This window comes from Streptomyces sp. HPF1205, assembly GCF_020400825.1.
GTDB lineage: Bacteria > Actinomycetota > Actinomycetes > Streptomycetales > Streptomycetaceae > Actinacidiphila.
Window position 1 is genome coordinate 217,400 of record NZ_JAINVH010000002.1, and the last position, 22,434, is coordinate 239,833.

The window sequence follows — 22,434 nt, forward strand, 5'->3', positions numbered from 1 at the left end:
CGTGAGTGGAGCCACGGGCGCCGCGGGTGGTCCCGGGACGACCGGAGGTGCCCGTGGCCCGTCCCACCGGGGCACTGCGCGCGAAGGGGGTTACTCAGTGACGGACGCCCGTCAGCCGGGGCAGCCGCACCAGCCGCCGTCGGCGTACGCGCCCCCGCCGCCGTCCACCCCGCCGATGAGTTCCGGAACGTCCGGCACGGCCGGCGTGTCGGGCATGGCCGCGGCCTCCGCGGCGTCCGGCGCCGGTACGTCCGGCACGGTCGGCGGGTCCGGATACGGGCAGGCCGCCGCCGGGGTGCGCAAGCCCCGTCCGGCCGCCGCCCGCACCGCCCCGCGCACCCGCAAGGCCCGGCTGCGGGTGGCCAAGGCCGACCCCTGGTCGGTGATGAAGGTCAGCTTCCTGCTGTCCATCGCGGTGGGCATCTGCTCCATCGTGGCGGTGGCCGTGCTGTGGTCGGTGCTGGACACCATCGGCGTCTTCAACACCGTCGGCAATACGATCAGCGAGGCCACCACCTCCAAGCAGGGCGGCAAGGGCGGCTTCGACCTGGTCTCCTTCCTGTCCCTGTCCCATGTCCTGCTCTTCACCGTGGTGATCGCCGTGATCGACGTGATCCTGGCCACCGCGCTGGCCACGCTCGGCGCTTTCATCTACAACATGTCCGCCGGCTTCGTCGGCGGCATCGAGCTGACGCTGGCCGAGGACGAGTGACCGGGCAACCCGGGACCGCGGTAACCGATTTTGGGGCACGGCCCCTGGTGCGCTAACCTTTCGTGCAGCGCGCGGGGCTATAGCTCAGACGGTTAGAGCGCTTCCCTGATAAGGAAGAGGCCACAGGTTCAAGTCCTGTTAGCCCCACCGGTCGAGACGGGCACCTACCCATGGGGTGGGTGCCCGTTCGCGTGTGCCGGGTCGGCGCTGGTGGCCGTGGCCCTGCTGGTCGAGCACCGGGGGCGAGTACCGAGGGCCTGGCACTGAGCTCGGCGCCGGGGGCCCGGCGCCGGGGGCCGGATTTCCCCGGGCTTTCCGCCTTCCGCGGCCCGCGGGATCCCGCGGGATCCCGCGGGGGAGAACGGGAAAAGGGACGCGGTGAAGGGGCGGGAGCCGGCTTCGCCGGGCCCGTTCGCAGGTCACCGTTCGCTATCGGCCGCTGTGTATAGTCGGGCAGGTCCGAAGCTCGTCCTACCCAAGAAGAAGGAGGTCGCGCGGTGAAGAAGTTTCTCCTGGTCGCACTGGCCGCCGTCGCCGGGCTGTTCGTCTACCGACAGATTCAGGCCGACCGCGCCGAGCAGGACCTGTGGACGGAAGCCACTGACGCCGTCCCGGCCGATTCCGGCGCCGGCGCCTGAGGCCGCCCGCGGCGCCGGACGAGCGCCTGCCAGGTCTCCGGGCCCCGGCCGCGTGATGCGACCGGGGCCTTTCTCGTGTCCGGCCGCGGTTTCGGCGGCTTCCGGCGGTGGTTTCGGGGGTTCGGGGGTTCGGGGGATTTCGGGGGCGGTACCGGGCGCTCCCGGGCAGGGAGTGGCCCTGGGGCCTTCGGTGCGGCCCCGGAGCTTGTGGGGGCGGTTCGCCGGGAATGCCAGGGCGTCGGAGTGTCCCCGCACGGTCCCGGGGGTATGTGCCGCCGATGGCCCGGCGGTCGCGGAATGGCCGGAGCCGCCCCTCGACGGGCCCCCGCCTCGTACGCTCTGGTGCCGTACTGGCGTCGTGGGCACGTCGGCGCCCGGGAGGCGCGGACGGGGCCCGCGACCGGACGACAAGGGGTGGGCATGAAGCGCACGATCGTCACCGCGGCGGCCGCCCTGATGGCGCTCGCCGCCCTCCAGGGCCGGGGCCAGGCCCTCTCCGACGACGCCGGGGCACCCGCCGCCCGCCGGCCCGCCGTGTGGCAGCCGTCCGGCGAGCCGCTGGCCGGCCACTTCGCCCTCACCGGTGCGCCGCGGATGCGGGCGGCCGTCACGTACCGCGACACCATCAGGCCCGGTGAGACCAGGTACTACGGCATCAAGCTCGACGGGACCTCCTCGGCGTACGCCTCCGCCTTCGCCGTCCCGCCGCCCGGCGCGCGGGTGACGTACGGCGACGGCATCGAGGTGGAGCTCATCGGCGCGGACGGGACGCTCTGCGACCGGGACGACGCGGCCCTCGACGACCAGGGCGCCCCGCGGCCGGTGGGCACGGCGGTGTCCCGCACGGCCGGCGCCGACTCCCCGTGCGACGGAGCGGGGCAGTACCACCTGCGGGTGCGCCGCACCAGCGGCAGCGGCGGCTCGGACACCACGGCCTGGCCGCTCGAACTGCGCTACGTCGTCGAGCCGCCGCTGCGCCCGGGCGCCACGCCGGAGCCCGCCCCCTACCTCGGCTCGGCCTCGCCCACTCCGCTGACCACCGGCACCGTGGGACACGCCCAGGGCGGCCCCTCCCCGGAGACCGCGGCGCCGGTGCGCACCGGCATCTGGCAGGACCAGGTGCTGCCCGGCGAGACCCGCTTCTACAAAGTGCCGGTCGACTGGGGCCAGCAGGCCACGGTCTTCGCCGACTTCGGCGGCGCCCAGGCGGCGGGCGGCGCGTCGTCCTCGCTCGTGGGCTCCGGCGTGCGCCTGCGCGCGTACAGCCCGGTGCGCAAGTTCATCACCGGCGCCGGCCACTCCTATGACGGCCGCCTCGTACGGATCGGCACGCAGCTCGCGCCGGTGTCGTACACGAACCGCACCACCTCCGACGCGCAGGTGTCGGCGGTGCGGTACGCGGGCTGGTACTACTTCGCGGTCAGCGTGCACCCCAAGGTCGCCCAGGTGGTCGGTGGCGGCCGGCCGGTGGCGCTCACCCTGCGGGTCGACGTCAAGGGCACCGCCCTGCCGGGACCGCCCTACGCGGGCGATCCGGCGAAGGCCGGCATCGGCGTCTCGGCGCACGACGTGACCGGCGCGGACGGGACGCCCCCGACGTCCTCCGCGTCCGCCGCCGCCCCGTCGTCCTCGTCCTCCGGCACGCCTGGGCTGCGCCTTCTCGCCTTCGGAGCCTTCGGTACGGGCACGGTGCTGCTCGCCGGCCTCGCGGGCTGGACGGTCCTGGCCCGGCGCCGGGACCGGGGCCGGCGCGCCATGGACCCGGGGCCGTCGCACGGGTGACGAGGACGCCGCGCTCAGGAAGGCATCAGGAAGCCATCAGGAAGCCATCAGGGCGGCGATCCCGACCGCGAAGCAGAGGGTGGCGAGTACCAGGACCGTGATCACCACCGACGCCGGCGGCCCCGGCTTCCTCCGGGGCGCGGGCACCACGGCGGAGGCGGTCTCGGTGTTGGGCGCGAAGGGGGCGCCGGAATGGCGCGGGTGTGCCGCGGGCCGCGGCTGGATCGGCTGGACGGGCTCGGCCGGCTCGGCCGACCCGATCGGCGCGACCTGCTCGGCCGACTCGATCGCGGGAGGTGCGGCGGACGGTGGGGGTGCGGGGGCGGGCTCCCGTACGGAGCCGGGGCCCGGACCCGGCCGCTGCGGGGCGGGCGGCAGGGGCGTGGCGGCGGGCGCGGATGTCGAGGAGGCGGCGGGGGGCGGCGTGTAGCCGTGCACCTGGGCGTATTCCTGCGCGTACTCCGGTTCCCGCGCCTGGACGCGGGCGTGGGCTCGCGCCTCGGTGGGAGCGGGAGCGGGGGTGCGCGCGGCGTGCGCGGGTACGGCTCCCGGCGACGGCGTCCCCGGGCCGGGCACGGCTCCCGGTACCGGCGGCCCTGACGCCGGCCCTGATGCCGGCCCCGGCGTGTGCGCCGGCGGAGGGCCCGGGGGCGGCGGGGTCCCCGGGGGCGGCGGGGTGGCGGGCAGGGGCGGGTCCGGCCGGGTCCGCGGGTGCGTACCGGGCTGGTAGGTGGGCATGGGCGGCGCCGCGTGCCTGCCCGGGGTGCCCGGGGGGCGCGGGGTGATGGGACGCCGGGCCGGGGCCAGCGGTCCGTCGGGGCCGAAGCCCTCGGGGAGCGGACCGATCTGGTCGAAGATCTCTATCGGCTCCTCGTCGGGCGCCGGGCCCGGGATGAGTTCCAGGGCGGCGGCCAGCGCCTTGCGCGCGCCGGTGGCCGTACGGAACCGGGTGTCCGGGTTGGGCTGCAGCAAGGAGCCGATCACCTGCCACAGCGCGTCCGGCACCCCCAGCGGCGCGGGCGGCATCCCGGCCGCGAGGAAGCGCTCCCTGATGGCGTCGGCGTCCGGCTTCTGCCCGCTGAGCAGGTAGAGCACGACGAGGCCGACCGCGTACAGGTCGGCCGGGAAGTCCGGTTCGGCGCCCATGAGCTGCTCGGGCGCGAAGTAACCGGGTGTCCCCACCACGTAGTTGGTCTCGGTGAGCCTGGCGTCGCCCTTGCGCATGGCGATGCCGAAGTCCGACAGCCGCACGTGCGGGGAGCGGGTGCCGGTGGCCTCCAGCAGGACGTTGGCCGGTTTGATGTCGCGGTGGACCACGCCCTCGGCGTGCACGGCGGCCAGGCCCGCGAGCAGTTGGTCGAGCAGGACGGCGACGTAGTGCGGCGGCAGCGGCCCGTAGTCCCCGATCAGGTGCGACAGCGAGCCGCCGCGCACCAGGTCCATGGTGAACAGCACCTTGTCGTCGTCGGCCGCCCAGCTCGCCGGGGCCAGTACGTGCGGGTGGTCGATGCGCATCGCCTGCTCGCGTACGAAGCGCAGCAGCGCGTGGGCGTCGCTCTGCAGCAGCACCTTGGCGGCGACGTAGCGGCGGCGGCGCTGGTCCCAGGCGCGCCAGACCGCGCCGACGCCTCCGCGTCCGATCGGGTCCACCAGTTCGTAGCGGCCCGCGAAGAGCTCACCCATGGTGTGCCGTCCGTCCCCTTCGCCCTGCCGCGCCCGTCTCGCCGGCGCGTCCTGCCGTGCGGTCAGTCCTGATGCGCCTCGAAATGGGCGACCGCGTCACTGGTCCGCCCGGCGCCGTACACACGGAGGAACTCTGCCAGTTGCGGGTGGCCGGGCGCGAGGGCGAGCGCGGCCCGCTCGATCTCGTCCGCGGCGGCCAGTGACCGCAGCACCGTCTGGATCCCCCGTACCACCTGCGGCGCCGAGGCGTACCCCGCCTCACCCGGCACCCGGCGCATGCCCGCGCTCAGCACCGACGATCCGGTGGACTCGCGGATCTCCGCCATCCGGCCGGCCGCCTCCACGGCGTCGATCCGCCCGTCGGCGACCTGCCCGGCCAGCTCCTGCAGGGCCTGCAGCCGCTGCGCCACGTCGGGGTTGCCGATCTTCGCCCGCTGCCCGCTCATCAACTGCGACAGCATCGGCGCGGACAGCCCCAGCACCGCGGCCAGCCGCGACTGGTTCAGCCCCAGATCCGCGATCAGCCGCCGGAACAGCTCCCCCAGCGGCTCCCCGTACCACCCGCGCTGGAGCTCCCTGGCCTCCTCGGCACGACTGACGGAATCCCGCGTCACCCCATCCATACGCGCTCCCGTCCCCAGCCCGCGAATACGACGAACCATCCTACGGACCCCGATCCCCTCTCCGCCCCGACCACCGGAACCGGTACGCTGTCTGCGACACGGGGCCTTAGCTCAGTTGGTAGAGCGCTGCCTTTGCAAGGCAGATGTCAGGGGTTCGAATCCCCTAGGCTCCACGGTTGTTCCAGCAGGTCAGCGGCCCCTTCGCCCGATGCGGGTGAGGGGGCCGCGGGCGTGTGCGGTGCGTATTCCGTACCCATCGGCTCCCTCGCCCCCGCGGCCGGGCGCACAATTCCTTCACTCGTCCGGGGCGGATCGCTGCGCGGAGCTCCTGAACCGGTGGTACGCGAGGGCGGCTTGCCGGGAGGCGAGGGCGCGGTGGTCGTCCCACCGACTTCCACCCCAAGCCGGTCGGCTCGAAAGCACCGCGGTCAGATGACCCGCAGGCGCACCGTCCAGTCCGGGCCGAGTTCGGACCTGAGCCGTGCGGCCAGGTTCTCGCCGTCCTCGCGGAACTCCTGCTCCTCGGAGTCGGAGGAGAACCCGGCGCTCATGGGGTCTGCCAAGTCGTATGTGGCGTCCCAACGGTCCTGCCAGTCGTTGAGCGCGGCCGTCAGCTTCGGTGAGAGGGGGAGTTCCTCGGGGGCCACGTTCTCGGCGGCGCCGTCATTCTCCAGCCAGGTCGGGTGGCACTGGAACTCCGGGTACAGCCGCAGGTTCGGCACTGTCCGATGTCCTTCCGGTCTCTCTCGGGAGACGGGGCCGGCGCCCACGTCGGAGGAGCGTACCGGGGCATCAGGGACGGTCCGTCCGCTTCGCGCGCCCGCTCGGTTTTCCACCGGGCCGCGAGGCGATAATCCAGGGCGCCGGTGACGTGCCCACGCGGTGCCTGTCGTCCGGCAGCCTGCTCCGGGCTGGCTGGGGGCCGGGGCTGGGGCTGTCGGCTCGGCGTGCGGGGGGAAGGGGTGCGGTCCTACGGTGGAAATGCACGTTGCCGACGCGGAAGAGGTGACTCGGAAATGGCCTCACCCACGGACACCCCGGTTCTCGACACGCTCACCGCCATGACCGTTGATTCCCTGGAACGCTGCGGTCTGGACGATCGGACGCTCATTCTGACCCGCATCGCGGCCTTGGCCGCGATGGACGCTCCCACGATCTCCTACGCCGCGCACGTCGGTCCCGCCGTGCGGTCGGGGCTGTCGGCGGAGCAGTTGCAGGACGTGCTGGTGGCGATCGCGCCCGTCGTCGGCACCGCGCGCGTGATGGCCGCCGCCGGGCACATCACCGAGGCACTGGGCATCGCGATCGCGGTCGCCGAGGAGTCCGGCCAGTCCGGCCAGTCCGGCTAGGGCCTGGCGACCCCTGCCGGCGGTCCCGCGGCAAGGGCTCAACTCGGCCTGGCGCAAGGCCGATCATCGGACCGGCATTAAAGTCCTTCCCTGTGGTGGATCATCGGGAAAGGACCAGGGCGGCCTACGACGGTGTCGTCGAGTTGTACGCGTCGCTGTTCGCGGACCGCCTGGAGGGGCAGCCGTTCGCCCGGGCCATGATCGGCACCTTCGCCGAACTGGTGCGCGCTACGGGCAATCCGCGAGCGGCTGACGTCGGGTGCGGGCCCGGACATCTGACGGCCATGCTGCACGAACTGGGCCTGGACGCCTTCGGAATCGACCTCTCCCCCGGCATGGTCGACCACGCCCGGCGGGCCCATCCCGCGCTGCGCTTCCAGGAGGCGCGGATGGAGTCTCTGCCGGTCGGGGACGGCGCGCTCGGCGGCGTACTCGCCCATTACTCGATGATCCACACCCCGCCGGGGGAACTGCCGCTGCTGCTCGCCGAGCAGGCACGTGTTCTGGCACCGGGCGGCCTGCTCCTGGTCTCGTTCTTCGGAACCGGCGGACCGGAGCCGGTCCGGTTCGACCACAAGGTGACACCTGCCTACAGCTGGCCGGCGGACCGCCTCGCGGACCTGCTGGCCGGTGCCGGGCTCGTGCCGTTCGCCCGGCTGCTCCATGACCCGGCCTCGGAACGGGGCTTCCTCGACGCCCACCTGCTGGCCCGTCGTTCATAGGGCCTGTCCGCCGACGCCCGCCGGGCTGATCCGACCGCGCCTTCCGCGTCATCCCTGCCGCGGGCTCTCCCCGAGGCGGGCGAAGAGCGGGCGCGGCGCGGGCAGGCGGCCGCCGGTCGGGGTCAGTTGCCGGGCGACGCGCTCGGCGGCGTCCGGGACGAAGGGGCCGAGTTCGCCGGCCAGCACGCGGCACGCCGCGACCAGCGTGAACAGCACGGTGTCCAGGCGTTCGGCCGCTTCGCCCGTGCCCTGCCGTTCGGCCCGGGCCAGCTCCCAGGGCCGGTAGGCGTCGACGCAGCGGTTGGCCTCCTCCACGACGCTCCAGAGGGCGCGGGTGGCCCGCCGGAAGTCGAAGTCGGCGAGCGCGGCGTCGACGAGGCCGGGAACGTTCCGGCACACGGCCGCCAGCGCCGCCGCGTCGCCGGACGCGGGGACGGGAACCCTTCCGCCGCGGAAGCGGTGGACCATGGTCACCACGCGGTGGACGAGGTTGCCCAGTCCCCCGGCGAGGTCCGCGTCCGCCCGGGCGATCAGGCGCTCGGCGGTGAAGTCGGCGTCCCCGACCCGCGGTACGTCGCGCAGCAGCCACCAGCGCACCGCGTCGGTGCCGTGGTCCGCGGCCAGCGCGGCCGGGTCGACGGTGGTCCCCCCGGACTTGCTGATCTTGCGGCCGCCCACGGTGAGGTAGTCGTGCACCAGGATGTCGGTGGGCAGCGGCAGCCCGGCCGACAGCAGCATGGCCGGCCAGTACACGGCGTGGAAGCGAACCACTCCCTTGCCGACCAGGTGGACGCGCCGCCCGCCGCCCGCCCACCACCGCTCGTAGGCGGCGTCGCCGGTCCCGTACCCGAGGCTGGTGACGTAGTTGCCGAGCGCGTCCCACCACACGTAGACCACCTGGCCGGGGTCGTCGGGCACGGGGATGCCCCAGCCGCGGGCGCGCTCGTGGGAGCGGGAGACGGAGAAGTCGCGCAGGCCGCCGTCGATCAGGGCGAGGACCTCGTTGCGGCGGACCGCGGGTTCGACGCGCAGGTCGCCGTCCGAGACGAGCCGGCGCAGGCGGTCGCCGTAACGGGAGAGCCGGAAGAACCAGTTCTCCTCGCTGACGAGCTGGGGTCGCGTGCCGTGCTCGGTACATCGGCCGTCGACGAGCTCGCCGGGCGGGTAGAACTGCTCGCAGCCGACGCAGTACAGGCCCTCGTACTCCTTGCGGTAGAGGTCGCCGGCCGCGGCGCACCGGCGCCACAGCCGTTCCACCCCGGCCCGGTGGCGGGGGTCGCTGCTGGTGCGGATGAAGTCGTCGAGGCTCAGCGAGAGCGGCTCGCGCAGCGCGGCGAAGGCGTCGGCGTTGCGCTCGACGAAGGACCGCACGTCGACACCGGCCGCCTCGGCGGCCAGGACGTTCTTCAGCGAGTTGTCGTCCGTACCGCTGAGCAGCCGGACCTCGTCGCCTCGGTGGCGGTGGTAGCGGGCCAGCGTGTCCGCCTGGACGAGTTCCAGGGCGAAGCCCAGGTGGGGGCGGGCGTTGACGTAGGGAATGGTCGTGGTGATGTAGTGGCGTCGTACGGTCATGGGTCCCTCCTGCCGGGAGCGGGGACCTGGAACGCACACCACTCAGGGCCCCGACCCGGGGCCTTGGATGCGGTACGCGTCCGTGCTCAGCGGCCCCGATGGCGGGGCATCATCCGGTGCTGGGACGAATGCGTGATCATGATCCCGAGCGTAGCAAAGGGGACACGCGCTGTCGCTGGCTTTGTGCCCGGCCCCGGGGCGCCCCGATGCCTGCGCCGCCGGGTGGAACCGGAGGCCGAACCCGTGGCGGCGCCGGGGTCGCCCGTGCGGGCGCTGTTCGACACAATCGGCGCGTGAGGTTCGGAATTCTGGGGGCGACGCGCGTACTCGGCGCCGACGGGTGCGAGGTCGCGCTCGGAGGGCCGAGACGCCGGGCGACGCTGGCCTTGCTGCTGCTCGACGCCGGCCGGGTGGTGGGGGTCGAGCGGCTGGTCGACGGGCTGTACGGGGAGGACGCGCCCGCCGGCGTGGGGAACGCCGTGCAGTCGCAGATATCGCGGCTGCGGCAGGTGCTGCCGGTGGCGGTGGAAGGGCATCCGGCGGGCTACCGGCTGGTGGTCGAGCCGGACGAGGTGGACGTCCACAGGTTCACGCGGCTGAGCGCGGCAGGGCGGGAGGCGCTCGCGGAGGGCGCGGCCGAGAAGGCGGAGGAACTGCTGGCCGAGGCGCTGGAGTTGTGGCGGGGCCCGGCCCTGGCCGACGTCCGCGACGCGCCCTTCGCCGCGGCCCAGGTCGTACGGCTGGAGGAGCTGCGGGTGGCGGCCCTGGAGGACCGGGCCGAGGCACGCCTGGCGCTGGGCCGGCACCGGGAACTGGTCGCCGAGCTGGGCGAGCTGGTGGCCTCCCATCCACTGCGGGAACGGCTGCGCGGCCAGTTGATGCGCGCGCTGTACGGGAGCGGGCGGCAGAGCGAGGCCCTGGCGGCGTACGAGGCGGCGCGCCGCGAACTCGCCGACTCCCTCGGCGCCGACCCCGGCCCGGAGCTGGCCGCCGTCCATCTGGCCGTCCTTCGTGGCGACCCGTCGCTCATGCCCGATGTTCCACGTGGAACATCGGCGTCGGCACCGCGTGCGGCGTCGATCCTTGCGTCGACCCCGCCGTCGACCGCGGCATCGGCACCGCGCGCGGTGCCGAACGCGGCCTCCGCGGCCGGCGACTCCCCCGAGCCGCCGCCCGCGCCCCGGCACGAACTTCCCGCCCAGCTCACCAGCTTCGTCGGCCGGGCCGCGGAACTCGGCAGGATCGGCGAACAGTTGGCGAGCGGCCGGCTGGTCACCCTGATCGGCCCGGGCGGCGCGGGCAAGACGAGGCTCGCGGTCGAAGCCGCGGGACGGTACGCGCACGACGCCGCCTTCGTGGAGCTGGCCGGCCTCACCGCGGGGGCCGACGTGCCGCAGGCCGTCCTGGGCGCTCTCGGGCTGCGCGAGGGCGGTCTGCTGGCGCCCGGCGGCCCCGGCGGGCACGCGGCCCATCCACCCGCGGCCGCCGGGCCGCCCGACCCCGTGGCGCGGATCGCCGCCGCCCTCGACGGCCGCCCCGCGCTGCTCGTCCTGGACAACTGCGAGCACCTGGTGGCGGACGCGGCCGCGCTGGCCGAGCGCCTGCTGGCCGCCGTGCCAGGGCTGCGTGTCCTGGCCACCAGCCGGGAGGCCCTCGGCATCAACGGCGAGACGCTGTGCCCGGTGGCGCCCCTGGAAGTGCCGCCGCCCGGCACCGGGACCGAGCAGGCGCTGACGTCCCCGGCGGTGCGGTTGTTCACCGACCGCGCCAAGGCCGTCCGGCCCGACTTCGACCCGGCCGCCGACCCCGAGGCCGTCGTGCGCCTGTGCACCGTCCTCGACGGGCTGCCGCTGGCCATCGAGCTGGCCGCCGCCAGGCTGCGCTCGATGTCCGTCACCGAGATCGCGGCCCGCCTCGGCACGCCGGCCGACGACGCGCTCCCGTACAGCCTCGGCGTACGGCCGGACGCGCTCTTCCGGCTGCTGTCCCGCGGCAGCCGTACCGCCCAGCCGCGGCAGCGCACGCTGCGCGCGGTGGTCGACTGGAGCTGGGACCTGCTGCCCGAGGACGAGCGGGCGGTGCTGCGCCGGGCGTCGGTGTTCGCGGGCGGCTGGACGCTGGAGGCCGCCGAGGCGGTCTGCGCCGACCCGGGGGGCCCGGCGGACTCCCGGGAGGGCGCCGGGATCGCCCCCGACGACGTGCTCGACGTGGTCGCGGCCCTGGTGGAGAAGTCCCTGTGCCTGGCCCAGCCGCCGGACCCGGCCGGACGGGTCCGGTACCGCATGCTGGAGTCGATCCGGGCATACGGCGCCGAGCGGCTGGCCGAGGCCGGCGAGACCGCGGCCACGCGCCGCGCCCACACCGCGTACTTCCTGGACTTCGCGCTGACCGCCGACCCGTATCTGCGCGGGCCCGCGCAGCTGGACTGGCTGCGGCGGCTGTCCGACGACCGCGACAACCTCCACGCCGCCCTGCACCGCTCCCTCGCCGACGGCGACATCCCCACCGCCATGCGGCTGATCGCGGCGCTGTCCTCGTACTGGCTGCTGCGCGGGATGCGGTACGAGGGGGTCGAACCGGCCCGGCGGGTGCTCGCCGCGGTCGGCCCGCACCCGCCGGAGGGCATGGAGGAGGAGTACGCCCTGTGCGTGATGGCCGTGGTCAGCACGCTGCCCGACGCCCGCGAGTACGCGGAGCACGTGGCGGCCGCCGCGGCCGTCGTCGAGGCCGGGCACCGGCTGGCCCGGCGGTACCCGGCGCTCACCTTGCTGTGGGCGCCCTTCGCCGGGGTGCCGGAGCGGTCGCCGGAGACCGAGGCGGGGATCGACCGCTTCCTCCGTGAGACCGGCGACCCCTGGTACCGGGCGCTGATCCACCTCGGCCACGGATTCCAGGCATGGGTCATCGGGGCCGACGCCGAGACCGCGCGGCGCGAGTGCGAGACGTCGCTGGAGGGGTTCCGCCGCCAGGGCGAGCGCTGGGGCATGATCACCTGCCTCGGCGTCCTGGCCGACCTCGCCGACTACCAGGGCGACCTGCGGCGGGCCGTCGCCCTGCTCGGCCAGGCGCAGGTCCTGGCCGAGGAGCTGGACTCGGCCCTGGACATGGCCGACCTGCTCTGCAACCGCGCCGCCCGCAGCCTGCGGGCCGGGGACCACGCGGCCGCCACCGCCTTCTGCGAGCGGGCCGTGGAACTCTCGCGCCGGGCGGGCGCCCCCGAGACCCTCGCCATGGCCCACCTCGGCCTCGCGGAGGCCGCCCGGCTGCGCGGCGACCTGGCCGCGGCCCGGGAGCTGGGCGAGCAGGCGCTCGCCGAGTGCCCGGTGGGCTGGTTCTCCAGCAACGGCACCCGGCTGTCCGTCCTGCTGGGCCTCGGCCGGATCTGCGTCGCGGAAGGGGACGCGGCGGGCGCGCGCAGGTGTTTCGGCGAGGCGGTGGCCGCCGAGCGCCTCGCCGCGCAGTTCCCGCTCGCGGCCGCGGCGGCCGCCGCGGCCGTGGCCGGCCTCGCCCTCCTGGAGGGCGACCCGCGCGCGGCCGCCTGCCTGCTGGGGGTCGCGCGGTCCCTGCGCGGCCGCGCGGCGGGCGGCCCGGACGCCGACGCCGCCGAGGCCGCGGCCCGCGACGCGCTGGGCGGCGACGCCTACGAGGAGGCGCTGGCCGCGGCGCGGGCCCTGCCGCGCGACGAGGCGCTCGGGGTGCTCCACCGGTATCTGGGGGACGCGTGACGCCCGCGGCCTGGGGCCCGCGGCCCGACTGGCGTGGCCTGATGCCGGGGCTGACCGCCGCGCCTGATGCCGGGGCTGATGCCGGGCCTGATGCCGGGACCGACCGCCGGGGCTGACGCCGGGCACGACCCGCGCTGCCCGACGCCGGCCTGATCCGCCCGGCGTCGGCCGCCGCCCGTACCGCGTACGCGGGCCGGCGCGCGGGTCACATGCGGCCCCCGTACGCGGGGCACGTACGCGGCCGGTGCGGCGCGGGGCACGTACGCGGCCGGTGCGCGCGGTCAGGGGGCGGTCAGGACGCGGTCAGGGGGCGGTCAGCGCCTGCCCGCACGCTGCTGGACATGACGACGACACCGAAGAAGAACCCGACCGTACGGGCCGAACCGGCCGCGTCCGGGGCCGCCGGCGACGGCCGCCGCTGGGCCGTGCTGGCCATCTGCTGCGTGGCCGCCGCGCTGCTCGGCATCGACAACAGCGTCCTCAATTACGCCATCCCCTCCCTGTCCCGCCAACTGAACCCCTCCTCCACTCAGTTGCTGTGGATCGTGGACGTCTACGGCCTCGTGCTCGGCGGACTGCTGATCGTCGCGGGCAACCTGGGCGACCGGATAGGCCGCAAGAAGCTGCTGCTCATGGGGGTCGCCGGCTTCGGCGCCGCCTCGGCGCTCACCGCCTACGCCGACAGTCCCGCGATGCTGATCGCGGCACGGGCGCTGCTGGGGCTGGCCGGGGCGACGATCATGCCGTCCACGCTGTCGCTGGTGCGTGCCGCCTTCACCGACCCCAAGGAGCGGACCACCGCGATCGGCGTCAGCAGCGGCGTCGGAGCCGCGAGCTTCGCGCTCGGCCCGGTGGTCGGCGGCCTGCTGCTCGACCACTTCTGGTGGGGTTCGGTCTTCCTGATCAACGTGCCCGTGATGGCGCTGGTCCTGGCCGCCGGGGCTTGGATCCTGCCGGAGTCGCGCAACCCGCGTCCCGGGCGGCTGGACTGGGTGAGCGTGCCGCTGTCCGTCGTGGGCATGTTCGGGATCGTCTACGCCATCAAGACGGCCGCCCGCAACGGCGTCGACGACCGCACGGCATGGCTCACCGCCGCGATCGGCGTGGCCGCGATGGTCGCCTTCCTGCGCCGCCAGACCAAGGTCGCCGAGCCCTTGCTGGAACTGCGGCTGTTCCGCAACCCGGCGTTCTCCGGGGCGATCGCCTCCAACGTGGTCACGATGTTCACCTCGTCCACCCTGTCGCTGGGCTGCTCGCTGTACTTCCAGGTGGTACGCGGATGGTCGCCGCTGACCGCGGGTCTCGCGCTGCTGCCCGGCCCCCTGTCCGCCGCCTTCGCCGCTCCCGTCTCCGCGCTGCTCATCCCCCGGATCGGGCGGGCCCGCACGGTGGCGCTCGGCCTGACCCTGATGGCCGTGAGCACGGCCGGGATCGGCACGGTCACCCCGCACACCAGCTACTGGCAGCTCCTGCCGCTGATCGTGGTCAACGGCGTCGGGGTCATCTTCACCTTCGCCGTCACCTCCGACTCCATCCTGGCGAGCGTGCCGATGACCAGGACCGGAGCGGCCGCGGCCATCTCGGAGACGGCGATGGAACTCGGCGGCGCGCTGGGGATCGCGATCCTCGGCTCGGTGCTCAGCGCCTTCTACCGGTCGGACCTGCGGCTGCCGGGCGGGCTGACCGCCGACCAGACGGCCGCCGCGCGCGAATCGGTCACCGGTGGCGTGCAGACCGGCGCGGGCCTGCCGGGAACGGTCGGCCACACGGTGATCGACGCCGCCCGGGTCGCCTTCACCGACGGCTTCCAGCCGACGATGCTGATCGCCGGCTCCCTCATGCTGGCCGGAGCGGTGGCCGCGCTGATCAGCCTGCGGAACGTCCCGGCGGTGCTCGACGGGCAGGGCCAGGAATAGCGGCAGGAACAGCGGGACGGGGAGCCACGGGAGACGGAGGGGGAGAAGGACACGGCGCAAACACGCCGGTACACCGGGCACGCCGAGGGGGCGCGGGGACCGTTCCCCGCGCCCCTCGCGCTTGCGGCGAGGCGGCGGCGGCCGCCTACTCCTCGCCCTCCTCCTTCTGCTTGGCCTCGACCTCCGGGTCGAGGCCGCCGACCTCGGGGGAGCCGTCGACGCGGTCGACGGCGGGGCCGGAGCCGTTGACGGGGGCGGAGGTCTCGTCCAGCGGGTCGACGACGGTGAGGGTCGTACCGCGCTCGTCGACCTCGGTGGCCTCGGCGGGCTCGACCAGCCAGTCGGTGTTGGTCTGCTTGCTCCACCACTTCCAAGCGGCGATCACGGCACCGCCCGCGAGACCTGTGACCACCATGCCGCGGAAGGCGCGGCCGGTGCGCTCACGGCGCATCCGCCGCCGTACCAGCCGGTCGATCTCCGCTGCCGTGACCTGGCCGCGCAGGGCGTGCAGGGCGGCGGCGCCGCGCACGACGACCTCCTCGCGGGCCGGAGCGGTGACCGCGCGCGTGACCGTGACGGCCTGCTCGACGCGGGGCGCGGTGTACTCGGCGGCGGCCTTGGCGGTCTCCACGGTGCGCTTGGCGGCGGTCTCCACCACTGTCGCGGCCTTCGGCGGTACAGCGGCCCGTGCCTGGTCACGAGCCATCGCGACGCGCTCGGCGAGGCGCGCCTCGTACTGCTGCCTGGCCAGGCGCTGGGCCTCGCGGCCGTAGTGCCTGCCGTAGACACCGGCCTGCCGGCCGTACCGCACGGCACCTTCCTTGGCAGTGCTCGCGTACGGTGCCGCCACCTCCGCGGCGTGCCGCACGCTGTCCTTCGTCACGTCGGCCGCGTGGCGCACGCTGTTGATGCGGGTCACAGGAACCTCCTCCTCGGTGGCGTACGGTTTTCGCCTTTCCAACCGGTTTGAAATCATGCCCGGCCGTGCCGGGTACGGCATGTGCGGCAAGGCATACGGGTCACTGCGTCGTACGGTGGCCGTATAGGCGGCCTCCCGCGTGCGGAAGCCAGGGGGGAAGCGCGCAGGCGAGGGGCGGGCCGTGCGAGTATTTGTGCCCGTCGGGGAGAGCTGTGGACACCCGTTGACCCCCTTGTGGTCCGGGCAGCCGCGGCACGCTTCCGGACGCCTGGCAGGCACCTATGCGGCACCCTATGGAAGGCAGAACGTGGCCGAGCAGCTCTACGCGACCTTGAAGACGAACCACGGCGACATCGTGATCCGGCTGCTGCCGAACCACGCGCCCAAGACCGTGGCCAACTTCGTCGGACTCGCCGAGGGCACCCGCGAATGGACCGACCCGCGCACCGGTGAGCCGTCCACCGCCAGGCTGTACGACGGCACGGTGTTCCACCGCGTCATCTCGGGCTTCATGATCCAGGGCGGCGACCCGCTGGGGAACGGCACCGGCGGTCCCGGCTACGAGTTCCCCGACGAGTTCCACCCGGACCTGTCCTTCGACCGGCCCTACCTGCTGGCCATGGCCAACGCCGGCGCGAACACCAACGGCTCGCAGTTCTTCATCACGGTCGCGCCCACCACCTGGCTGACCCGCAAGCACACCATCTTCGGCGAGGTCGCGGACGACACCAGCCGCAAGACCGTCGACAAGATCGTCAGCGCGCCCACCAACCCGCGCACCGACCGCCCGCTGGAGGACGTGGTCGTCGAGACCGTGGTGATCGAGAAGCGCTGAGCCGGGGCCGGTGAACCGGAAGCGGACCGGGCGGTGGTGACCGGCCGCGGTGACCGGCCGCGGTGACCGGCCGCGGTGGCCCGGGAACGGCGGCGGGGAAGCGGTGGCCGGGCGGGACCGCCCGCACCGCGCGCCCGATCCCGTACCCTTCGGTGAACCGTGTCATCTGGGGAGTGGGCGTGATGGAGGACCAGGCGGTCTGCTGCTACCGGCATCCGGACCGGGAGACCGGCATACGCTGCACCCGCTGCGAGCGGCCGATCTGCCCGGAGTGCATGGTCAGCGCGTCGGTCGGGTTCCAGTGCCCGAGCTGCGTGGGACAGGCGCACCGGGCCACCCCCCAGCCGCGTACGGTCGCGGGCGGGCGGGTGGCGCGCGACCCGTTCCTGATCACCAAGATCCTCATCGGGCTCAACGTCGCGGTGTTCATCCTGGTGCGGGTGATCGGCGACCGGGCGGTGAACGACCTGGCGCTGACCGCCCAGTGCGGCATGGACTTCTCCGGCCGGCACGTGTGCATCGGCGTCGCGGGCGGCGAGTGGTACCGGCTGATCACCTCGGCGTTCCTGCACCAGGAGCCGTTGCACATCGCCTTCAACATGCTGTCGCTGTGGTGGATCGGCGCCCCGCTGGAGCGGCTGCTCGGCCGTATCCGGTACCTGGCGCTCTACCTGGTCGCCGCGCTCGGCGGCAGCGCCGCGGTGCTGCTGCTGGCCCCGGACACCTGGACCCTCGGCGCCTCCGGCGCGATCTTCGGGCTGTTCGGCGCCACCGCGGTGTTCATGCGGCGGATGCGCTACGACATGCGCCCGATCCTGATCCTGCTCGGCCTGAACATCTTCTTCAGCTTCACCTGGGCCAACGTGAGCTGGCAGGGGCACCTGGGCGGACTCGTGGCCGGGACGCTGATCGCCATAGGGATGGCCTACGCGCCGCGGGAGCGGCGGGAGCTGGTGCAGTGGGGGACGCTGGCCGCGGTGCTCGTGGTCTCGCTGCTCCTGTCCGGGATCGCTGTGGCGCAGGTCACGTCCTGACCGCCGTGTCCCGGCCGTTGATCAGACGTTATCCACAGCGTGTAGACAGTCGTTCGCATGGTGTGCCCGGACGGGGGACATGGCGCGGTGCGGCGCGGAAACCCTGCGAAGAGCGTGCGAAAGCCGGGGAAAAGCTGGGCAAATGCCGCATCTCGACCCTCGTGGACGCGTCGTGACATGGAAAGACCGGTGGCCGATGTCGTGGCCACCGGTCGTACCGGCGTCAACCGCGTAGAGGTTATCCACAGATCTTCCGACCTTTTCCCCACTGTGGATAACCATGTGGACAATCCTGTGGACAACTGTGTGGACAGCTGTGTGGACAACCGTCGGACAGCCGTCGGACAGCCGTCGGTCAGTCGTCGCACGGTCACCGGACAGCCAAGGCAACCGCCGGACGGGCGCGCTCAGGCGTCGTTGCCCGCGGTCACTTCCACTGGGTGGAGACGACGAACCCGCCCGCGATGAACCCGAAGCCCACGACGATGTTCCAGTTGCCGAGGGCGTCGACCGGAAGGCTCCCCTGCGTCACGTAGAAGAGGACGATCCAGGCGAGACCGACGATGAAGAACGCCAGCATCAGCGGTGCCACCCAGCCGCGGCTGCCGAGCTTTATGGCCGTGGCGGTCTTCTCCGGTGGCGGGGTGAAGTCGGCCTTCTTGCGGATCCGTGACTTCGGCACGAGGGACTCTCCTGTCGATGCGCGCTGCTACCGCTTCCGGGCGTCGGTTAGCGTAGTGGTTACTCGGGCTTGTAAGGAGACAGGGTACGGTGACGGAAAAAGGTGGAAGCCTTCCCACCCCCTCCTCCCGTCCTGCCCCCCGCACGGTAGCGCTGCGAGTGCTCAGCGCGGGAGTCTTCGCGCTGGCCGGGCTCATCTTCTGGACGAGTTTCGACACCGCCAAGGGCGTCGACATACGCAGCGACGACCCGCTGCCGAAGCTGTCGGACAACGTCCGCGCGAAGAACGCCAGGAACGAGCGGCTGGAGAAGCAGGTCGCGGGCCTGCGCGGCGACGTCGACAAGCTGAGCCGCCGCGGCAGCGGCCTCGGCCCCGCCGAGCGGCGGCGCCTGGACGCCCTCGACCGGGCGGCCGGCACCGAACCGCTGGCCGGCCCCGCGCTGGAGGTCACGCTCGACGACGCCCCGCCGAACGCCGTCGCCCTCGTTCCCGGCGTCCCCGACCCGCAGCCCAACGACCTGGTGGTCCACCAGCAGGACCTGCAGGCCGTGGTCAACGCCCTGTGGCAGGGCGGCGCCCGCGGCATCCGCGTCATGGACCAGCGGCTGATCTCCACCAGCGCGGTCCGCTGCGTCGGCAACACCCTGATCCTCCAGGGCCGCGTCTATTCGCCGCCCTACCGAATCACCGCTGTGGGTGACCAGAACACGCTTCGCAGGGCGCTCGACGCGAGCCCGGCGATCCAGAACTACCTGCAGTACGTGCGGGCGTACGGCCTCGGCTGGAAAGTCGGCGCCGACAGCGAGGTGACGCTCCCCGGCTACGCCGACCCGACCGAGCTGCACTACGCCCAGCCGGTCCCGGCCCCGTAACCCTGCTGACCGAAGCTTTGTCCGGCCCGCACCCTCCGGCGGCCGATCTCCCCTTACTCTGTTCCGGGGACGAACACGAAAGGTGGGGCATGTACGGCTGGATCTGGCGCCATCTGCCGGGCAACGGGTGGGTGAGGGCGGTCATCTCGCTCGTGCTCGTCCTGGCCGTCGTCTACATCCTCTTCCAGTACGTCTTCCCGTGGGCGGAGCCGCTGCTGCCGTTCAACGACGTCACCGTCGACAACAACGACGGACTCGGAGTCCTGGGCGGGGTGGCCGCGGTCCGATGAGCGCACGCATTCTCGTGGTCGACAACTACGACAGCTTCGTCTTCAACCTGGTCCAGTACCTCTACCAGCTCGGCGCCGAGTGCGAGGTGCTCCGCAACGACGAGGTCGAACTGGCGCACGCCCAGGAGAATTTCGACGGCGTGCTGCTCTCCCCCGGCCCCGGCACCCCGGAAGAGGCCGGGGTCTGCGTCGACATGGTCAGGCACTGCGCCGAAACCGGGGTGCCCGTCTTCGGCGTCTGCCTGGGTGTGCAGTCGATCGCGGTGGCGTACGGAGGGGTCGTCGGCCGGGCGCCCGAGCTGCTGCACGGCAAGACGTCGCAGGTGACGCACGAGGGCGCCGGGGTGTTCGCCGGCCTGCCCACCCCCTTCACCGCGACCCGCTACCACTCGCTGGCCGTCGAACCGGCCACGCTGCCCGCCGAGCTGCAGGTCACCGCGTGGACGGAGAACGGGATCGTCATGGGCCTGCGCCACCGGGACGCCGCCGTCGAGGGCGTGCAGTTCCACCCCGAGTCGGTGCTCACCGAATGGGGGCACCTGATGCTCGCCAACTGGCTGGCCGTCTGCGGCGATCCGGACGCCGTCGGCCGCTCCCGGGGCCTGGCACCCGTCGTCGGGTCGGGCGGCCGCGCCGGGAGGGCCGGGGCGTGACCACGCTCCGACCGGAGCGTCCCGCCGACGGCCCGATGTCCTACGAGGACACCGGGCAGTTCCGGGCTGTCGTCGAGTCCCTGAACGACCCCCTCAACGACCCGCTCCCGGGCCGCGGCCCCGCGGCCGCCGAGCCGTCACCGCAAGCGGGGGAGCCGCGCGACGGGCGGGAAGAGCGGCAGGCGGAGTGGCCGGAGCCGGTGGAGCCGGCGGAGCAGCGGGCGGCGCCACAGGTTCCGCCGGTGACGCCGGTGACGCCGGACCTGTCCGTCCCGTCCGCCCCGTCCGTGACGCCGGTAGCTCCGGTCCCGACGGCCCCGCCCGTGACGCCGGTTTCGCCCGTGACGCCCGTGACGCCGGCGCGGCAGGAGCCGACGTCGCTGTGGTTCCGCGCGGCCGGAGCGCCGCCGGCGAGCGCCCAGCCGTACTTCCCGCAGCCGGAGCCCGAGCCGTGGGCGACCGCGGCCCCCGCTTCGGCGCCCGCGCCCGAGGCCGTCCCCGGCCCCGTACCCCCTTCCGTCCCCGGCCCCGTAACCTCTCCCGTCCCCGGTCCCGTGCCCACTCCCGGGGCCGATCTCGCGGCCGGGGCCGTGGGGGAGACCGTTCAAATGCCGGTCGTAGAAGTGCCGGTCGTAGAAGTGCCGGTCGTGGAAGCGACGGGGGTGGGTGGGCCGGTCGGGGAGACGCCGGCGGGGGTGTCCCTTCCGGCGGACGGGGGACGGGCGGCGCGGCGCAAGGCCGCGCGGCAGGGGAGCGGCGGGGGCGGTCACCGGGCCCGCGGACGCGCCGGCGCTACGGCCGCGGCGCCCGCCGAGGCCCCGGGTGCGCCGCCGGCAGCGCCGCTGAGCAGGGTCGAGGCCCGCAAGGCCCAGAGGGCGGCGAAGGAGAGCCCCGCGGTCGTCCTCAGCCGTGTCGCCGGCGAACTGTTCATCACCCTCGGCGTGCTGATGCTGCTGTTCGTCGTCTACCAGCTCTGGTGGACCAACGTACGCGCGCACGCGGAGGCCAACGGAGCCGCCAACCACCTGCAGAAGGAATGGAACTCCGCCGGCAACGACCCCCACGGGGGACCCGGCACCTTCCAGCCCGGCCAGGGCTTCGCGATCATGTACATCCCCAAGCTGGACGTGAAGGCGCCCATCGCGCAGGGCGTTTCCAAGACCAAGGTGCTCGACAAGGGCGAGATCGGCCACTACGACGGCGCGTTGAACACCGCGATGCCCTGGGACAAGACCGGTAACTTCGCGCTCGCCGCCCACCGCAACACCCACGGTGAACCGTTCCGCTACATCAACCACCTGGTCCCGGGCGACAAGGTGGTCGTCGAGACCGCGAACGACTACTACACCTACGTGATCACCAGTTCGCTGCCGTCCACCCCGCCGAGCAACACCAGTGTCCTGCGGCCCATCCCGGTCGGATCGGGTTTCACCAAGCCCGGCCGCTACATCACGCTGACGACCTGCACGCCGGAGTTCACCAGCAAGAACCGGCTGATCGTGTGGGGCAAGCTGATAGAGGAGCGCCCGCGCAGCAAGGGCAAGCCCGACGCGTTGATGGAAGGGTAGCCGGACAGTGGTGGAGCGGTGACGAAGGTCGAGGACCGCGGCGGAGAGCCGGGCAACGAAGAGCGGGGCGACGGGGAACAGCGGGGCGGCGGGCAGCCGAGCGGCGGCGACGGGCAGGCGCGGGAGAGCCGGCACGAGGGCCGGACCCGCGGGCCGATCGCGGCCACCATCAGCGTCATCGGTGAGATCCTCATCACCGTCGGCCTGATCCTGGCCCTGTTCGTCGTCTACTCGCTGTGGTGGACGAACGTGATAGCGGACCGCCACGAGAAGAAGGCGGCCGACAAGGTCCGCAAGGAGTGGGCCCAGCAGCCCGCGGGCGTGCCCGCGCGCGGCCTGGACACCAAGGACGGCATCGGCTTCCTGCACGTCCCGGCGATGGGCAAGCACTTCGAGGTGCTGGTGAAGAAGGGCACGTCCACCAAGGTGCTCAACGAGGGCGTGGCCGGCTACTACACCGACCCGGTCCCGTCCGCGCTGCCCTGGGACAAGGTGGGCAACTTCACCGTGGCCGCGCACCGCGACGGCCACGGCGCCAAGTTCCACAACATCAACAAGATCCACACCGGGGACCCGGTCGTCTTCGAGTCCAAGGACACCTGGTACATCTACAAGGTCTACAAGATCCTCGACCAGACCTCGAAGTACAACGTCGACGTCACCGACCAGATCCCCAAGGAATCCGGCAGGACCCGCCCGGGCCGCTACATCACCCTGACCACCTGCACCCCCGTCTACACCTCGCGCTACCGCTACGTGGTCTGGGGCGAACTGGTCCGCACCCAGAGGGTCGACCCCCAGCGCACCCTCCCGCCCGAGCTCCGATAGGCGGCCAGGGGAACGCGGCAGCACGGGAACA

At 73.5% G+C, this 22,434-nt stretch carries 20 protein-coding genes and 2 tRNA genes; 16 read left to right on the plus strand and 6 right to left on the minus strand.

The annotated features are described in order from the left end of the window. Window position 1 precedes the first annotated feature (1 nt). The 4 genes from K7G61_RS03190 to K7G61_RS03205 all read left to right on the plus strand — a co-directional run bounded on the left by K7G61_RS03190 (window position 2) and on the right by K7G61_RS03205 (window position 3,132). Window positions 2-712 carry a DUF3566 domain-containing protein gene (locus K7G61_RS03190; RefSeq protein ID WP_374204035.1) on the plus strand — a complete coding sequence of 237 codons (711 nt, stop codon included), beginning with the start codon at window positions 2-4 and terminating at the stop codon, window positions 710-712. A 73-nt stretch (window positions 713-785) separates the two neighbouring features. Continuing rightward, window positions 786-859: transfer RNA gene (locus K7G61_RS03195), tRNA-Ile, on the plus strand. Window positions 860-1,209: 350 nt separating this feature from the next. Next, the gene (locus K7G61_RS03200; RefSeq protein ID WP_225845020.1) at window positions 1,210-1,350 is read left to right on the plus strand and encodes a DLW-39 family protein; all 141 of its coding nucleotides are present in this window, start codon (window positions 1,210-1,212) and stop codon (window positions 1,348-1,350) included. A gap of 420 nt (window positions 1,351-1,770) precedes the next feature. Then, window positions 1,771-3,132, plus strand: a complete 1,362-nt coding sequence (locus K7G61_RS03205) for a hypothetical protein (RefSeq protein WP_225845021.1) — start codon at window positions 1,771-1,773, stop codon at window positions 3,130-3,132. A gap of 36 nt (window positions 3,133-3,168) precedes the next feature. Here K7G61_RS03205 and K7G61_RS03210 read toward each other — a convergent pair whose 3' ends face one another. Further along, window positions 3,169-4,815 carry a serine/threonine-protein kinase gene (locus K7G61_RS03210; RefSeq protein ID WP_225845022.1) on the minus strand — a complete coding sequence of 549 codons (1,647 nt, stop codon included), beginning with the start codon at window positions 4,813-4,815 and terminating at the stop codon, window positions 3,169-3,171. Window positions 4,816-4,877: 62 nt separating this feature from the next. Further along, entirely contained in the window at window positions 4,878-5,438 is a 561-nt protein-coding gene (locus K7G61_RS03215) for a helix-turn-helix transcriptional regulator (RefSeq protein ID WP_225845023.1), read from the minus strand. A gap of 100 nt (window positions 5,439-5,538) precedes the next feature. Between K7G61_RS03215 and K7G61_RS03220 the strand changes: the two genes are divergently transcribed. Continuing rightward, window positions 5,539-5,611: transfer RNA gene (locus tag K7G61_RS03220), tRNA-Ala, on the plus strand. 255 nt (window positions 5,612-5,866) lie between these two features. Here K7G61_RS03220 and K7G61_RS03225 read toward each other — a convergent pair. After that, window positions 5,867-6,160, minus strand: coding sequence for a hypothetical protein (locus tag K7G61_RS03225; RefSeq protein ID WP_225845024.1), 294 nt, complete (start codon window positions 6,158-6,160; stop codon window positions 5,867-5,869). 294 nt (window positions 6,161-6,454) lie between these two features. Between K7G61_RS03225 and K7G61_RS03230 the strand changes: the two genes are divergently transcribed. Both K7G61_RS03230 and K7G61_RS03235 read left to right on the plus strand, forming a co-directional pair. After that, window positions 6,455-6,787 carry a carboxymuconolactone decarboxylase family protein gene (locus K7G61_RS03230; RefSeq protein WP_225845025.1) on the plus strand — a complete coding sequence of 111 codons (333 nt, stop codon included), beginning with the start codon at window positions 6,455-6,457 and terminating at the stop codon, window positions 6,785-6,787. A 92-nt stretch (window positions 6,788-6,879) separates the two neighbouring features. Continuing rightward, on the plus strand, window positions 6,880-7,509 hold the full coding sequence (locus K7G61_RS03235) for a class I SAM-dependent methyltransferase (RefSeq protein ID WP_225845026.1): 630 nt from the start codon (window positions 6,880-6,882) through the stop codon (window positions 7,507-7,509). A 48-nt stretch (window positions 7,510-7,557) separates the two neighbouring features. On the opposite strand, the gene K7G61_RS03240 is transcribed toward K7G61_RS03235, so the two are convergent. Next, entirely contained in the window at window positions 7,558-9,081 is a 1,524-nt protein-coding gene (locus tag K7G61_RS03240; protein ID WP_225845027.1) for a methionine--tRNA ligase, read from the minus strand. A gap of 293 nt (window positions 9,082-9,374) precedes the next feature. Here K7G61_RS03240 and K7G61_RS03245 point away from each other — a divergent pair, with 293 nt between their 5' ends. Together K7G61_RS03245 and K7G61_RS03250 are read left to right on the plus strand one after the other, a co-directional pair. Continuing rightward, the gene (locus K7G61_RS03245) at window positions 9,375-12,806 is read left to right on the plus strand and encodes a BTAD domain-containing putative transcriptional regulator (protein WP_225845028.1); all 3,432 of its coding nucleotides are present in this window, start codon (window positions 9,375-9,377) and stop codon (window positions 12,804-12,806) included. Between the two features lie 341 nt (window positions 12,807-13,147). Continuing rightward, entirely contained in the window at window positions 13,148-14,722 is a 1,575-nt protein-coding gene (locus tag K7G61_RS03250) for an MFS transporter (RefSeq protein WP_225845029.1), read from the plus strand. A 145-nt stretch (window positions 14,723-14,867) separates the two neighbouring features. Here K7G61_RS03250 and K7G61_RS03255 read toward each other — a convergent pair whose 3' ends face one another. Next, complete coding sequence (locus K7G61_RS03255) at window positions 14,868-15,641, minus strand: DUF5324 family protein (RefSeq protein ID WP_225845030.1); 774 nt, start codon at window positions 15,639-15,641, stop codon at window positions 14,868-14,870. Window positions 15,642-15,948: 307 nt separating this feature from the next. Between K7G61_RS03255 and K7G61_RS03260 the strand changes: the two genes are divergently transcribed. Together K7G61_RS03260 and K7G61_RS03265 are read left to right on the plus strand one after the other, a co-directional pair. Beyond that, on the plus strand, window positions 15,949-16,476 hold the full coding sequence (locus tag K7G61_RS03260) for a peptidylprolyl isomerase (RefSeq protein ID WP_225845031.1): 528 nt from the start codon (window positions 15,949-15,951) through the stop codon (window positions 16,474-16,476). A 182-nt stretch (window positions 16,477-16,658) separates the two neighbouring features. After that, window positions 16,659-17,510 carry a rhomboid family intramembrane serine protease gene (locus K7G61_RS03265; protein WP_225845184.1) on the plus strand — a complete coding sequence of 284 codons (852 nt, stop codon included), beginning with the start codon at window positions 16,659-16,661 and terminating at the stop codon, window positions 17,508-17,510. Between the two features lie 427 nt (window positions 17,511-17,937). Here K7G61_RS03265 and crgA read toward each other — a convergent pair whose 3' ends face one another. Continuing rightward, window positions 17,938-18,192, minus strand: coding sequence for a cell division protein CrgA (gene crgA, locus K7G61_RS03270; RefSeq protein ID WP_225845032.1), 255 nt, complete (start codon window positions 18,190-18,192; stop codon window positions 17,938-17,940). 158 nt (window positions 18,193-18,350) lie between these two features. Here crgA and K7G61_RS03275 point away from each other — a divergent pair, with 158 nt between their 5' ends. The 5 genes from K7G61_RS03275 (at window position 18,351) to K7G61_RS03295 (ending at window position 22,403) form a co-directional block, all read left to right on the plus strand. Then, complete coding sequence (locus tag K7G61_RS03275) at window positions 18,351-19,064, plus strand: DUF881 domain-containing protein (protein ID WP_308190583.1); 714 nt, start codon at window positions 18,351-18,353, stop codon at window positions 19,062-19,064. An 89-nt stretch (window positions 19,065-19,153) separates the two neighbouring features. After that, window positions 19,154-19,354, plus strand: a complete 201-nt coding sequence (locus K7G61_RS03280) for a hypothetical protein (RefSeq protein ID WP_225845033.1) — start codon at window positions 19,154-19,156, stop codon at window positions 19,352-19,354. After that, window positions 19,351-20,007, plus strand: coding sequence for an aminodeoxychorismate/anthranilate synthase component II (locus K7G61_RS03285; protein WP_225845034.1), 657 nt, complete (start codon window positions 19,351-19,353; stop codon window positions 20,005-20,007). Before K7G61_RS03280 ends, K7G61_RS03285 begins: the two co-directional genes overlap by 4 nt. Continuing rightward, window positions 20,004-21,575, plus strand: a complete 1,572-nt coding sequence (locus K7G61_RS03290; RefSeq protein WP_225845035.1) for a class E sortase — start codon at window positions 20,004-20,006, stop codon at window positions 21,573-21,575. The genes K7G61_RS03285 and K7G61_RS03290 overlap by 4 nt, the downstream gene beginning before the upstream one ends. Window positions 21,576-21,593: 18 nt before the next feature. Then, window positions 21,594-22,403 carry a class E sortase gene (locus K7G61_RS03295; protein WP_374204036.1) on the plus strand — a complete coding sequence of 270 codons (810 nt, stop codon included), beginning with the start codon at window positions 21,594-21,596 and terminating at the stop codon, window positions 22,401-22,403. Window positions 22,404-22,434 lie beyond the last annotated feature (31 nt).